Origin of the sequence: Marichromatium sp. PS1 (assembly GCF_041155115.1) — a bacterium.
In the GTDB taxonomy this organism is placed as follows: Bacteria; Pseudomonadota; Gammaproteobacteria; order Chromatiales; family Chromatiaceae; genus Marichromatium; species Marichromatium gracile.
In genome coordinates this window covers 354,559-369,011 of record NZ_BAAFHB010000002.1, presented here as the reverse complement: position 1 = coordinate 369,011, position 14,453 = coordinate 354,559, and the positions used below count along the sequence as shown (strand labels likewise).

General features: G+C 67.7%; 8 protein-coding genes. All 8 read left to right on the top strand.

Annotated features, from left to right (window positions below; genetic code table 11):
- The first annotated feature begins 242 nt into the window (after positions 1-242).
- The 8 genes from aroK to ACAM26_RS02860 all read left to right on the top strand — a co-directional run bounded on the left by aroK (position 243) and on the right by ACAM26_RS02860 (position 14,407).
- Positions 243-776 (top strand): shikimate kinase AroK, encoded by a 534-nt coding sequence (aroK, locus tag ACAM26_RS02895; protein ID WP_123139049.1) that lies wholly within the window; start codon positions 243-245, stop codon positions 774-776.
- A 348-nt stretch (positions 777-1,124) separates the two neighbouring features.
- Positions 1,125-2,207 carry a 3-dehydroquinate synthase gene (gene aroB / locus ACAM26_RS02890; protein WP_123139048.1) on the top strand — a complete coding sequence of 361 codons (1,083 nt, stop codon included), beginning with the start codon at positions 1,125-1,127 and terminating at the stop codon, positions 2,205-2,207.
- A 366-nt stretch (positions 2,208-2,573) separates the two neighbouring features.
- Positions 2,574-7,229: a glutamate synthase large subunit gene (gene gltB / locus ACAM26_RS02885; protein WP_123139047.1), complete on the top strand. Its 4,656-nt coding sequence runs from the start codon at positions 2,574-2,576 to the stop codon at positions 7,227-7,229.
- The gene (locus ACAM26_RS02880) at positions 7,222-8,688 is read left to right on the top strand and encodes a glutamate synthase subunit beta (protein WP_123139046.1); all 1,467 of its coding nucleotides are present in this window, start codon (positions 7,222-7,224) and stop codon (positions 8,686-8,688) included. The genes gltB and ACAM26_RS02880 overlap by 8 nt, the downstream gene beginning before the upstream one ends.
- Before the next feature lie 166 nt (positions 8,689-8,854).
- The gene (locus ACAM26_RS02875) at positions 8,855-10,015 is read left to right on the top strand and encodes a PilT/PilU family type 4a pilus ATPase (RefSeq protein WP_369613092.1); all 1,161 of its coding nucleotides are present in this window, start codon (positions 8,855-8,857) and stop codon (positions 10,013-10,015) included.
- 222 nt (positions 10,016-10,237) lie between these two features.
- Positions 10,238-11,293 carry a PilT/PilU family type 4a pilus ATPase gene (locus ACAM26_RS02870; RefSeq protein ID WP_123139328.1) on the top strand — a complete coding sequence of 352 codons (1,056 nt, stop codon included), beginning with the start codon at positions 10,238-10,240 and terminating at the stop codon, positions 11,291-11,293.
- A 130-nt stretch (positions 11,294-11,423) separates the two neighbouring features.
- A complete protein-coding gene (locus tag ACAM26_RS02865; protein ID WP_123139044.1) occupies positions 11,424-13,100 on the top strand; it encodes a hydantoinase/oxoprolinase family protein in 1,677 nt (558 codons plus the stop codon).
- Positions 13,094-14,407: a histone deacetylase gene (locus ACAM26_RS02860; RefSeq protein WP_123142792.1), complete on the top strand. Its 1,314-nt coding sequence runs from the start codon at positions 13,094-13,096 to the stop codon at positions 14,405-14,407. The genes ACAM26_RS02865 and ACAM26_RS02860 overlap by 7 nt, the downstream gene beginning before the upstream one ends.
- Positions 14,408-14,453 lie beyond the last annotated feature (46 nt).

Genomic DNA, 14,453 nt, shown 5'->3' with positions numbered 1-14,453 from the left:
GTGGCCGGCATCCCGCCGCCGTCGTCGCCCGCGTCGAGACACCTCCTTGGTCCTCGTTCCAATGTTTCCGCAGCCCGAGCAGGCGCTGGCCCACCGTTCGCCGGTGTCGTCGGGTCGCCCGGGTCGGCAGGCGATGTAGGTCACCGCCATCCCCGCCGGTTCGCGCTGCGCGCTCATCCAACTCGATGCGAGGGAGGACGCGAACCTCACCCGCGTACAGACAACCTGGCATATCTTTCGCTATGATCCGTGCACAGAACATCTTCATCGTCGGCCCGATGGGGGCCGGAAAAAGCACCGTCGGGCGTCAGCTCGCCGAGGCGCTCTCCTACACCTTCAAAGACAGCGACCAGGAGATCCAGCGTCGTACCGGTGTCGATATCCCCACCATCTTCGAGTTCGAGGGCGAGGCCGGCTTCCGTGCCCGCGAGCGTCAGGTCATCGTCGATCTGATCGCCGGTGAACGGATGGTGCTGGCCACCGGCGGCGGGGTCATCATCGACCCCGAGAACCGTCAGGACCTGGCCGCGCGTGGCGTGGTCATCTATCTCCACTGCAGCGCCGAGCAGCAGCACGCCCGCACCGCCCGCGACCGCAATCGTCCGCTGCTCGACACCGAGGAGCCGCTGCAGCGCCTGCGCGAACTGATGGAGGAGCGCGAGCCGCTCTATCGCCAGGTCGCCGACATGGTGGTGACCACCGAGAAGCGCGGCACCGGCTCGGTGGTCAAGGAGATCGTGCGGCGGCTCGAGGAGGGCGCCACCGGCGTGCTCTGACCCCGATTTACGTTTGGGGTCGAACCCCTTCGCTCTGTGAGGGCGTCGCCCGGGACGGTCACAGCCACGGGCGCGTCGTGTCGGCGTCGGCGGTTGATGCGGACGATCGGGCGGGGTGTCTGGTCGGGTGATGCGATTGCAACTCCGTGTCAGACCGCTAAGATGCCAATAAGACCGATCATCAACCCGTGCGCGCGCATCCCTTGCGCCAGCCGTGCCAAGGACCGGGCTGGCCCCGGTCGCTGACGCCCAGCGCCATCCCGTCATCGGCCCGCCGTAATGCGTCGCCGCTGACGGGGGACGACGAGCCGGCGCCGGTGTGCGAGCCAACCCGCCAAGAGCTGCCTTATGACCAGAACCCTTGAAGTCGATCTTGGGGACAGAAGTTACCCGATCCATATCGGTCCCGGACTGCTCCACGACCCCGTGCTCTACCGCCCCCATATCCGTGGCCGGCAGGTGATGATCGTCACCAATGAAACGGTGGCACCCTTGTATCTGGCCCCCTTGCGCGCAGCCCTCGATGGTCTCGAGGTGCGCGAGGTGGTGCTGCCCGATGGTGAGCAGTACAAGACCCTTGAGGTGTGGAACCGCATCTTCGACGCCCTGCTCGATGCCCGTTTCGCGCGTGACTGCACCCTGATCGCGCTCGGCGGCGGGGTGGTCGGCGACATGGCCGGGTTCGCCGCGGCCTGTTATCAGCGTGGCGTGCCCTTCATCCAGGTGCCCACCACCCTGCTCTCCCAGGTCGACTCCTCGGTCGGCGGCAAGACCGGCATCAACCACCCCGCCGGCAAGAACATGATCGGCGCCTTCCATCAACCGCTGGCGGTGATCGCCGATACCGAGACCCTCGACACCCTGCCCCAGCGCGAACTCTCGGCCGGTCTGGCCGAGGTGCTGAAGTACGGACTGATCCGCGATCCCTCCTTCCTCGACTGGCTGGAGTCGCACATGGCCGAGCTGCTCTCGCGCGACCCCGAGGCGCTCGCCCACGCCATCCGCCGCTCCTGCGAGATCAAGGCACAGATCGTTGCCGAGGATGAGCTGGAGTCGGGACAGCGCGCCCTGCTCAATCTCGGTCACACCTTCGGACACGCGATCGAGACGGCCTCGGGCTATGGCAACTGGCTCCACGGCGAGGCCGTCGGCGCCGGCATGTGCATGGCCGCCGATCTCTCGGCGCGCATGGGCTGGCTGGCCGAGGCCGATGTCGAGCGGGTGCGCAGCCTGGTCACCTGCGCCGGGCTGCCCACCGAGCCGCCGCCCGAACTCGACGCCGAGCGCTTCCGCGAGCTGATGGCGGTCGACAAGAAGGTGCTCGACGGGCGTCTGCGTCTGGTGTTGCTCACCGCCGTCGGCGAGGCGGTGATCAGCGACGAGATCGATCAAGATCAATTGATGGCGACCCTGTCGGCGCGACGTCCCTGAGGGTGGTCGCCCACGCCCCGTGATCCGCACGCGCGCATAGATAGTGGCGTGCGCCGGTGTTCGACGTTATTATTAGGGGTTCGCGATTTCAACCCGGCCTGGTCGCTGGGGTTCGCATGCCTCGAACCCCGCTCGCCGAACACCGGCGTCGGCGGCCCGTGCCGACGCGCTCCGGACACCCTGGAGATCGCACGCCGAGCGTATTGCGATGACGAGCGAGCCTGCTCTCTGGATCCAGGACACAGGATTGTGACGCCAACCGCCTGGCGGTCGGCACGCGCCCTGGTGCTCGATCACCAAGGTCTTCCCGTCCACGGCGGCGTCGACAGTCGGAATCATTTACCCCAGGTATCAACGAGGTCAGCGATGAGCCTTCGTGCCTTGCCTCCTGCACAGGGTCTCTATGACCCAGCCAATGAGCGCGACGCCTGTGGCGTCGGCTTCGTCTGCAACATCAAGAACGAGAAGCGTCACGCAATCGTTCAACAGGGACTCGAGATCCTCGAGCGACTGACCCATCGCGGTGCCGTTGGCGCTGATCCCAAGGCCGGCGATGGCGCCGGTATCCTGGTGCAGATCCCCGACGCCTTCTTCCGCGCCGTGGTCGATTTCGAACTGCCGCCCGTGGGCGCCTATGGCGTCGGCATGGTGTTCCTGCCCAAGGACGCCGATGCACGCGCGCGCATGGAGGAGACCGTCACCCGCCACCTCGAGGAAGGTGGTCAGCGCGTGCTCGGTTGGCGCGACGTCCCGGTCGACAACAGCTCGCTCGGCGAGAGCGTGCTGCCGAGCGAACCGATGGTGCGCCAGGTGTTCGTCGGCTGCGGCGACAACTGTCCCGACCAGGACGCCTTCGAGCGCCGTCTGTTCGTCATCCGCAAGCGGATGGACAACGAGATCCGCAGCGCCGGCTTCGACAAGACCGCCTACTACGTGGTCTCGCTGTCCTCGCGCACCATCAACTACAAGGGCATGCTGCTCGCCGATCAGGTCGGCAAGTACTACCTCGATCTCGGCGACGAGCGCTTCACCTCGGCCCTGGCCCTGGTGCACCAGCGCTTCTCGACCAACACCTTCCCGACCTGGGACCTGGCGCAGCCGTTCCGCATGATCTGCCACAACGGCGAGATCAACACCGTGCGCGGCAACGTCAACTGGATGGCCGCGCGCCGTCACACCATGCGCTCGGAGATCCTCGGCGACGATCTCGACAGTATCTGGCCGCTGATCCCCGAGGGTCAGTCCGACTCGGCTTGCTTCGACAACGCGCTCGAGCTGCTGGTGATGGGCGGCTACTCGCTCGCCCACGCGATGATGATCCTGATCCCCGAGGCGTGGTCGGGTAACAAGCAGATGGACGCCGAGCGGCGCGCCTTCTACGAGTACCACGCGGCGCTGATGGAGCCCTGGGACGGTCCGGCGGCGGTCGCCTTCACCGACGGTCGCCAGATCGGCGCCACCCTCGACCGCAACGGCCTGCGTCCGGCGCGCTACCTGGTCACCAACGACGACATGGTGATCATGGGCTCGGAGATGGGCGTGCTCGACATCGCCGAGGAGCGCATCGTCAAGAAGTGGCGACTGCAGCCGGGCAAGATGTTCCTGATCGACCTCGAGCAGGGCCGCATCATCGACGACGCCGAGATCAAGGCCGAGCTGGCCGGCGCGCAGCCCTACGGCGAGTGGCTGGGCAAGACCCAGATCCACCTCGACGAGCTGCCCACCGACGTCGCCCCGATGGCCCCCGACGAGGCCACCCTGCTCGACGCCCAGCAGGCCTTCGGCTACACCCAGGAAGACCTCAAGTTCCTGCTCGCGCCGATGATCGCCAGCGGTCAGGAGGCGATCGGCTCGATGGGTGCGGACAACCCGCCCTCGGTGCTGTCGAGCCGTCCCAAGCACCTCTCGACCTACTTCAAGCAGAACTTCGCCCAGGTCACCAACCCGCCGATCGATCCGATCCGCGAGGAACTGGTGATGTCGCTGGTGTCGCTGATCGGCCCGCGCCCCAACCTGCTCGGTCTCAACGAGATGGGCAAGAACTGGCGTCTGGAGGTCAACCAGCCGGTCCTCACCAACGAGGACCTGGAGCGGGTGCGCCACATCGAGGACAACTGTGGCGGCGCCTTCCGCACCACCACCCTGCACATGGTCTATGCCTCGAGCGAGGGCTCCGCGGGCATGGCCGCTGCGCTCGAGCGGTTGTGCAAGGAGGCCGAGGATGCGGTGCTCGCCGGCTACAACATCCTCATCCTCTCCGACCGCAACACCAACCGTGACCACATCGCCATCCCGGCGCTGCTGGCCACCTCGGCGGTGCATCACCACCTGATCCGTCGCGGGCTGCGCACCAGCTCCGGCCTGGTGGTCGAGACCGGTGCGGCGCTCGAGGTGCATCACTTCGCCACCCTCGCCGGTTACGGCGCCGAGGCGATCAACCCCTATCTGGCCTTCGACACCATCCAGTCGATGCTTGCCGCCGAGGACGACGCGCCGAGCTTCGAGGAAGCGCAGTCGCGCTACATCAAGGCCGTCGGCAAGGGGCTGAAGAAGGTGATGTCGAAGATGGGCATCTCCACCTTCCAGTCCTACTGCGGCGCGCAGATCTTCGACGCGGTCGGTCTCAACAGCGGCTTCGTCGAGGCCTACTTCACCGGCACCCCGACCACGGTCGAGGGCGTGGGTCTGCCCGAGGTCGCCGAAGAGGCGGTGCGCTGGCACGCCCAGGCATTCGGTGGCGAGCAGATCTATCGCAAGCATCTCGATGTCGGCGGCGACTACGCCTTCCGGCTGCGCGGCGAGGAGCACATCTGGACCCCGGACAGCATCGCCAAGCTGCAGCACGCCACGCGTGCCAACGACGCCAACACCTTCGCCGAGTTCTCGCGTCTGATCGACGAGCAGAGCGAGCGGTTGCTGACCTTCCGCGGGCTGATGGACTTCAGGTTCGCCGAGACCCCGGTGCCGATCGACGAGGTCGAGCCGGCCAAGGAGATCGTCAAGCGTTTCGTCACCGGCGCGATGTCCTTCGGCTCGATCAGCTACGAGGCGCACTCGACCCTGGCCAAGGCGATGAACGCCATCGGCGGCAAGTCGAACACCGGTGAGGGTGGCGAGGAGCCCGAGCGCTTCAACCCGCTGCCCGACGGTTCGAGCAACCCCGAGCGCTCGGCGATCAAGCAGGTCGCCTCGGGTCGTTTCGGCGTCACCGCCGAGTACCTGGTCAACGCCGACGACATCCAGATCAAGATCGCCCAGGGCGCCAAGCCCGGCGAGGGTGGTCAGCTGCCCGGTCACAAGGTCAACGCGCAGATCGCGCGGGTGCGTCACTCGACCCCGGGCGTCGGTCTGATCTCGCCGCCGCCGCACCACGACATCTACTCGATCGAGGATCTCGCCCAGCTGATCCACGACCTGAAGAACGTCAATCCCAAGGCGCGCATCTCGGTCAAGCTGGTCTCCGAGGTCGGTGTCGGCACCGTGGCCGCGGGCGTGTCCAAGGCCCATGCCGATCACGTCACCATCTCCGGCTATGACGGCGGCACCGGCGCCAGCCCGCTGACCTCGATCAAGCACGCCGGCTCGCCCTGGGAGATCGGTCTCGCCGAGACCCATCAGACGCTGGTGCTCAACCGTCTGCGCGGGCGCATCTCGGTGCAGGTCGACGGCGGCATGCGTACCGGTCGCGACGTGGTCGTCGGCGCGCTGCTCGGCGCCGACGAGTTCGGCTTCGCCACCGCGCCGCTGATCGTCGAGGGCTGTCTGATGATGCGCAAGTGTCATCTCAACACCTGCCCGGTCGGCGTCGCCACCCAAGATCCGGAGCTGCGCAAGCGCTTCACCGGCAAGCCCGAGCACGTCATCAACTACTTCTTCTTCGTCGCCGAGGAAGTGCGTCAGCTGATGGCCAAGCTCGGCTTCCGCACCATCAACGAGATGATCGGTCGCTCCGATCGCCTCGAGATGCGTCGCGCCATCGATCACTGGAAGGCGCAGGGGCTCGACTTCTCGCGTCTGCTGGCCAAGCCCGAGGTCGGTCCCGAGGTCGCGATCCACAACACCGAGGCCCAGGACCACGGGCTCGACCAGGCGCTCGACAACGAGCTGATCGCCCAGGCCGCGCCCGCGCTCGAGCGCGGTGAGTCGGTACGCATCGAGACCCCGGTGAAGAACTTCAACCGTTCCTTCGGCGCCATGCTCTCGGGCCGCGTCGCCGAGCGCTACGGTCACGCCGGGCTGCCCGACGGCACCATCCACATCAAGGCCAAGGGCACCGCCGGTCAGTCGTTCGGCGCCTGGGTCGCCGGTGGCGTGACCGTCGAGCTCGAGGGCGAGGGCAACGACTACGTCGGCAAGGGCCTCTCGGGGGGACGCATCATCATCTACCCGCCGGCCGAGTCGGCCATCGGCAAGGCCGAGGAGAACATCATCGTTGGCAACACCGTGCTCTACGGTGCCATCAACGGCGAGTGCTTCTTCCGCGGCGTCGCCGGCGAGCGCTTCTGCGTGCGCAACTCCGGCGCCGTGGCGGTGGTCGAAGGCGTCGGCGATCACGGCTGTGAGTACATGACCGGCGGTGTCACCGTGGTGCTCGGCGCGACCGGGCGCAACTTCGCCGCGGGCATGTCCGGCGGTGTCGCCTACGTGCTCGACGAGGCCGGCGACTTCGCCGATCGCTGCAATCTGGCGATGGTCGAGCTCGAGCCGGTCGCTGCCGAGGACGACGCACTCGAGGCGCTCGACCATCAGGGCGGCGATCTCGAGACCCATGGACGGGTGGATCTCAGCCGCGACATGACGCGCCACGACGCGTTGCGTCTCAAGCAGCTGATCGAGAAACACCTGCACTACACCAACTCCGCGGTGGCGCGGCGCATCCTCGACGACTGGGCGGCCTGGCTGCCGAAGTTCGTCAAGGTGATGCCGGTGGATTACCGTCAGGCGCTGGAAGGCATGCGTGCCAGCCAGAGCCGTCCGCCGCAGTCGAACAAGCAGCTCAAGGGGATCGTCGACCATGGGTAAGCCGACCGGTTTCATGGAATACGACCGTCGCGACCGGCGCTACGAGCCGGCCGGCGATCGCGTCGTCCACTACAACGAGTTCGTCATCCCGCTGACCGAGGCCGAGGTCAGCGAACAGGGTGCGCGCTGCATGGACTGTGGCATCCCCTTCTGTCACCAGGGGTGCCCGGTCAACAACATCATCCCGGACTGGAACGATCTGGCCTATCGGGGTGACTGGCAGGCGGCGATCGAGGTGCTGCACTCGACCAACAACTTCCCCGAGTTCACCGGTCGGATCTGCCCCGCGCCCTGCGAGGCCTCGTGCACGCTCAACCTCGAGGACACCCCGGTGGCGATCAAGACCATCGAGTGTGCGATCGTCGACAAGGCCTGGGAGGAGGGCTGGATCAAGCCCCAGGTGCCCGAGCGGCGTACCGGCAAGCGGGTCGCCGTGGTCGGTTCCGGCCCGGCGGGCCTGGCCGCCGCGCAGCAGCTCGCGCGCGCCGGCCACAAGGTCTCGCTCTACGAGAAGGAAGACCGCATCGGCGGCCTGCTGCGCTACGGCATCCCCGACTTCAAGCTCAACAAGCAGTTGATCGATCGACGCATGGCGCAGATGCGTACCGAGGGCGTGGAGTTCCACACCAACGCCCACATCGGTGTCGACATCTCGGTCGCCCAGCTGCGCGATGAGTACGATGCGGTGGTGCTGGCCGGCGGCTCGGAGAAGCCGCGCGACCTCGACGTGCCCGGTCGCAGCTTCGCCGGCATCCACTTCGCGATGGACTTCCTCACCCGCAACAGCAAGCGGGTGCAGGGCTCCCACGTCCCCGACGACGACTTCATCAGCGCCGAGGGCAAGCACGTGGTGGTCATCGGTGGTGGTGATACCGGTTCGGACTGCATCGGCACCTCCAACCGTCACGGCGCCAAGTCGGTCACCCAGGTCGAGATCCTCGACCGTCCGCCGGAGCGCGAGGACAAGTCGCTGACCTGGCCCAACTGGCCCAACCGCATGCGCACCTCCTCCTCCCAGGAAGAGGGCTGCGAGCGGATGTGGAACGTCGCCACCAAGGGCTTCGTCGGTGATGCCAACGGTCAGGTGACCGGGGTGCGCTACAACCTGGTGCGCTGGGAGCGTGACGCCGACGGTCGCTGGCAGATGCACGACGTCCCCGGCACCGAGGGCGAGCTCAAGGCCGATCTGGTGCTGCTGGCGATGGGCTTCGTCCACCCGGTCCACGAGGGCATGCTCGCCGAGCTGCGCGACGAGGCCGGGCTCGAGCTCGACGCCCGCGGTAACGTCAAGGGCACCACCGAGGGTCCCGAGGCCTATCGCACCAGCGTCGACGGCGTGTTCGCCGCCGGCGACATGCGTCGCGGCCAGTCGCTGGTGGTGTGGGCGATCCGCGAGGGCCGTCAGTGCGCCCGCGCCGTCGACGAGTGGCTGATGGGCTGCTCCGACCTGCCGCGCTGAGCGCCGCCGTCCGCCCCGGTCGATCCGGGGCGAGACGGTCCCCGACCCCAGGAGAAGCGGCCCGCGAGGGCCGCTTTTTCGTTGTCCACATCCCGGTCACGGGCAGGGTCTTGTCGGTGCCGGCGAGGTGATACACTCGATGGCTGAGAACCAACGAGGTATCGCCATGGATCGCCAACAGGCCGCGCGTTTCATGCTCGACTGTCTGCGCAAGATGGTCGCCAAGAAGGGCTCCGATCTCTTCATCACCGCCGGCTTCCCTCCCGCTTGCAAGATCGACGGCCGTCTCACCCCGATCGGCGATCAGCCGCTGAGCGCGGCGCAGACCAACATCCTCGTGCGCTCGATCATGAACGATCGGCAGATCCGCGATTACGACATGCACAAGGAGTGCAACTTCGCGATCCATCCCCAGGACATCGGCCGTTTCCGCGTCAACGCCTTCGTCCAGCAGGGCAAGGGCGGCGCGGTGCTGCGCACCATCAACGCCCGCATCCCCTCCGCCGCCGAGCTCAAGCTGCCGCTGGTGCTGCTCGACATCGTCATGGCCAAGCGCGGCATGGTGCTGCTGGTCGGCGGTACCGGTTCGGGCAAGTCGACCTCGCTGGCGGCGATGGTCGGACACCGCAACCAGGAAACCTATGGCCACATCGTCACCATCGAGGACCCGGTCGAGTACGTCCATCCCCACGGTAACTGTCTGATCACCCAGCGCGAGGTCGGAGTCGATACCGAGAGCTGGGAGGCGGCGCTGGTCAACACCCTGCGCCAGGCCCCGGACGTCATCCTCATCGGCGAGATCCGCAATCGCGAGACCATGGAGCACGCGATCAACTTCGCCGAGACCGGCCATCTCTGTCTCTCGACGCTGCACGCCAACAGCGCCAACCAGGCGCTCGATCGCATCATCAACCTCTTCCCCGAGGAGCGCCGCGCCCAGCTGCTGATGGATCTCTCGCTCAACCTCAAGGCGGTGATCTCGCAGCGTCTGCTGCCCTGCACCGACGGTGGTCGCATCCCCGCCGTCGAGGTGCTGATCAACTCGCCGCTGATCCAGGACCTGATCTTCAAGGGCGACGTCAGCGGTATCAAGGAGGTGATGAAGCGCTCGCGCGAGCAGGGCATGCAGACCTTCGATATGTCGCTGTTCGACCTCTACGAGGCGCGCAAGATCAGCTACGAGGACGCGCTGCGCAACGCCGACTCGATGAACGAGCTGCGGCTGATGATCAAGCTCCAGGGACAGGAGGCGCGCGAGAAGGATCATTTCGAGCCGGCCGACGGGCTGTCCATCCTCGGCGACGACGATGAGCCGCCCTTTCGTTAGGTGACGGGCTGCCGCTGTCCGGCGAGCGCGGTGCTAGAGGATTGAAACGGCTGGCCGCATCGCGCGCCGCCCGCTGCGGAGGCGCAAGCGCGTCGAGCAAAAGCCATTGACGCGGAACAAAGATAAATGCATAAGGATATAAGAATTCCTTTATAAGTTAACCTTGCAGTTTCTCCGTCTTCACCCGCGCGTCCGCGCCGACCCCCGGAGCCCGACATGGCGATGGATATCACCCCCTATCTCGAGATGATGATCCGGCACAACGCCTCCGATCTCTTCCTCACCCCGGGTATGCCGGTGAAGATCAAGATCGAGGGCGTCATCCGCCCGATCGGCGAGACCATGCTCACCCCGACGGTGTGTCGCGAGGCCCTGGCCTCGTTGCTCGATCCGGCCAAGGCGCGCGAGTTCGAGGAGGAGCTGGAGGTCGACTTCGCCGTCGCGCTCGACAATCGCGCCCGCTTCCGCGTCAACGCCTATCACCAGCGCGGCTACCCCTCGATGGTGCTGCGCTATATCCGCACCACGGTCCCCACCTGCGACGAGCTCGGTCTGCCGGCGGTGTTGCCCAAGCTGATCATGCACCGGCGCGGCATCATCCTCATGGTCGGCGCCACCGGCTCGGGCAAGTCGACCACCCTCGCGGCGATGCTCGATCACCGCAACAGCACTGCCCCGGGCCATATCATCACCATCGAGGACCCGATCGAGTTCGTCCATCCGCACAAGCAGTGCATCGTCAGCCAGCGCGAACTCGGGCTCGACACCAAGAGCTATGCCAAGGCGCTCAAGAGCGCGCTGCGCGAGGCCCCCGATGTGGTGCTGATCGGCGAGATCCGCACCCGCGAAACCATGGAGGCGGCGCTCGAACTGGCCGGTACCGGCCATCTGGCCGTCGCCACGCTGCACGCCAACAACGCCTATCAAGCGATGGAGCGCATCATCAACCTGTTCCCCCAGGCGCAGCACAAGACGCTGTTCACCGACCTCTCGGTCTATCTGCGCGCGATCATCTCGCAGCGCCTGGTACGCACCCAGGCCGGGTCGCGCTGCGCCGCGATCGAGGTCATGGTCAACACCCCGCACATTGCCGACCTGATCCGCGACGGTCAGGTCGAGGCCCTCGGTCAGGCGATGCAGCAGAGCGGCGAGGAGGGCATCCGCACCTTCGACGACGCCCTGCTCGCGCTCTATCGCGACGGCACCATCTCGCTGCAGGAAGCACTCGACAACGCCGATTCCGCCGCCAACCTGGAGGCGAGGATCCACTTCGGCTGATCTGGATGGACCCGCGCGCGACCACAGCGGTGGCCGGACGCTCCGGCACCCGAACGACCAACCGGCGGCCCAGGGGTCGCCCGCTATCCCGCCCTGGGCACATGGACCGGGGTCTCTCGCGGAGGAATGGATGATCATCGGACTGGACGTCGGCGGCACGCACGCCGACATCGTCTTGCTCGGCCCCGAGGGGGTGCGCGCGCGCGCCAAGGTCGACACCGACCCCGACGACCTGGGCGCGACCCTGCTCGAGGCCCTCGACCGGGTGCTGCACGCCACCGAGCCGACGGCGGTGCGCCGGGTGGTGCTGAGCACCACGCTGACCACCAACGCGGTGGTCGGCGCCGGTCTCTCCCCGGTGGGGATGCTGGTGTGCGCCGGTCCCGGGGTCGATCCCGCGCTCTATCGCACCGGCGAGCATTACGCGGTGGTGCCGGGCGCGATCGATCATCGCGGTCGCGAGATCAGCCCGCTTGATCTCGACGCCGTCGATCTCTGCGCCGAGCGCTTTGCCGCCGCCGGCATCCGCTATGTCGGCGTGGTGGGCAAGTTCTCCACCCGCAACCCGGCCCACGAGCTGGGCATCGCCGAGCGTATCGCCGAGCGCTTCGAGCGGGTGTTCACCGGCCACCGCGTCTCCGGGCAGCTCAACTTCCCCCGGCGCATCGCCACCACCCATCTCGCCGCCTCGGTCTATCCGCTGCACCGCAACTTCTACGAGGCGATCGCCGAGGCGCTGCGCACCCGCGGGGTGAGCGCCCCGGTGCACCTGCTCAAGGCCGATGGCGGCACCCTGTCGCTGGCCGCCTCGCTCGACTCCCCCGCCGAGACCGTGCTCTCGGGGCCGGCGGCGAGCGTGATGGGGGCCATCCCGGTGGCCTCGCCCGAGGAGGACGTGGTGGTGCTCGACATCGGCGGCACCACCACCGAGATCGCCCTGCTCAGCGGCGGTTCGCCGCTGCTCGAACCGCTCGGCATCACCATCGGCGCCACCCGCACCCTGATCCGCGCCCTGCTCAGCCGCTCGATCGGCGTCGGCGGCGACAGCGAGGTGCGCTGTGTCGAGGGCAAGATCACCATCGGTCCACGCCGACTCGGCGCACCGCTGGCGCGCGGCGGACCGGCGCTCACCCCCACCGACGCGCTGATCGCCCTCGGCGAGAGCGAGCGCGGCGACCCGCAGGTGGCCGCCGCCGGGGTGGCCGAGCTCGCCGCCGAACTCGGCTGCGAGCCGGCGATGGCCGCGCGCGCGGTGATCGATCACGCCTGTCGACGGATCATGGCCGCGGTCGATGGCCTGGTCGATCAGGTCAACGGCAGCCATGTCGACACCATCCACGAGCTGCTCGACGGGCATCGCATCCGCCCGGCGCGCATCCTGGTGCTCGGCGGGCCGGCCGAGTCGCTGGCCCCGCACCTGGCGCGGCGCAGCCAGCTGCCGGTCGAGCTGGTGCCCGATTCGGGGGTGGCCAACGCGATCGGTGCGGCGATGGCGCGCCCGACCGATGCCCTGAGCCTGATCGCCGACACCGAGCAGGGCTGGGTGAGCTGCTCCGGGAGCGACCGGCAGTGGCGGTGCGATCGGAGTTATCGGCGCGAGCAGGCGCTGGAGCAGGCCCGGGCATTGCTCTTCGAGCGCCTCGGTCCCGAGGCCGGGACCCCGGAGCTGGAGGTGGTCGAGGACCTCGAGTTCAACATCGTGCGCGGCTTCTCCACCGTCGGGCGCAACATCCGTCTGACCCTCCAGGTCAAGCCCGGGCTGCTCGAGCCCTTCACCCCGGAACACGCCAAGGTCGCCGTATGCTGAGTGCCAGACACGAGACCGGGCTGGTCCTCTTTCCCGCCTTCGACTGGGCGATCGAGGCCACCCACCCCGAACGCGAGGAGCGCCTGCTCTACACCCGCGACCAGATCTGCGAGGAGGGCCTGCTCGATCTCGAGGGGGTGCGCGAATACCGCCCCGAGCCGGTCTCCGTGGCCGACGTGCAGCGGGTCCACTTCTGCCCGTCCGGGGTCGAGACGGTGGCCGGCGAGTCGCACCGCATCGCCGCCGGTGGCGCGCTGCGTCTCGCCCGCGCCTGGCACGCCGGCGACATCGAGCGCGGCTTCGCGCTGGTGCGCCCGCCGGGTCATCACGCCCAGCGGGTGATGCACGGCGGGCGCGGCTTCTGCGCGATCAACAACGAGGCGATCATGATCGAGGCGCTGCGCCAGCAGCACGACATCCGCCGCGTCGCCATCATCGACACCGACTGCCATCACGGCGACGGCACCCAGGACATCTACTGGCACGATCCCGACGTGCTCTTCATCTCCATCCATCAGGACGGTCGCACCCTCTATCCCGGCACCGGCTTCATGGACGAGCAGGGCGGACCCAACGCGGTCGGCGCCACGGTCAACATCCCGCTGCCGCCGCGCACCTCGGACGCCGGTTATCTGGAGATCGTGCGCGACACCGTGCTGCCGATCCTCGAGGACTTCGAGCCCGAGCTGGTGATCAACTCCGCCGGTCAGGACAATCACTTCGCCGACCCGCTCACCGACATGGACTTCAGCGCCCGTGGCTATGCCGAGCTGACCCGGCTGCTCGCCCCGGACCTGGCGGTGCTCGAGGGCGGCTACTCGATCGAGAGCGCGCTGCCCTATATCAACATGGGCATCCTGCTGGCGATGACCGGGCTGGAGAGCGATCACGTCGTCGAGCCCTACCGCCGCCCCTCGGGCGGGGTGCAGCCCGAGGAGATCACCGAGGCGGTGCGCCGCATCGGCACCCGCACCCGCGCCGTCTGGGCCAAGCGCGAGCAGCGTCAGGCACAGCTCCACGCGGTCAGCGACGAATGTGCCCATCGCACCCGCGAGATCTACTACGACACCATCGACGCCTTCGAGCATCAGCACGAGGCGGTGCGGCTGTGTCGGCACTGCGGCGGCGCGCTGCGTATCGCCACCCGCATCGGCGACGGTCCGCAGACGCTCGCCGTCCATGTCCCGCTCTATGCCTGCGACGACTGCCGTCGCGCGGCGCTGCGCTGGTTCGAGCTGGCGCCCGACGAGGGCTTCGCCGCCGCCTTCCTCCAGGACCGTCCCGCCGATCGTTATCTGATCCGCTGATCGCGATCTTCCCCCGCCTCGCCCGCCGCTGCCGTTCGTCGGCGGT

Bases quoted from the DNA above. Each gene is read 5' to 3' on its own strand.
- aroK (WP_123139049.1), top strand. From the start codon at position 243: ATGATCCGTGCACAGAACATCTTCATCGTCGGCCCGATGGGGGCCGGA.
- aroB (WP_123139048.1), top strand. From the start codon at position 1,125: ATGACCAGAACCCTTGAAGTCGATCTTGGGGACAGAAGTTACCCGATC.
- gltB (WP_123139047.1), top strand. From the start codon at position 2,574: ATGAGCCTTCGTGCCTTGCCTCCTGCACAGGGTCTCTATGACCCAGCC.
- ACAM26_RS02880 (WP_123139046.1), top strand. From the start codon at position 7,222: ATGGGTAAGCCGACCGGTTTCATGGAATACGACCGTCGCGACCGGCGC.
- ACAM26_RS02875 (WP_369613092.1), top strand. From the start codon at position 8,855: ATGGATCGCCAACAGGCCGCGCGTTTCATGCTCGACTGTCTGCGCAAG.
- ACAM26_RS02870 (WP_123139328.1), top strand. From the start codon at position 10,238: ATGGATATCACCCCCTATCTCGAGATGATGATCCGGCACAACGCCTCC.
- ACAM26_RS02865 (WP_123139044.1), top strand. From the start codon at position 11,424: ATGATCATCGGACTGGACGTCGGCGGCACGCACGCCGACATCGTCTTG.
- ACAM26_RS02860 (WP_123142792.1), top strand. From the start codon at position 13,094: ATGCTGAGTGCCAGACACGAGACCGGGCTGGTCCTCTTTCCCGCCTTC.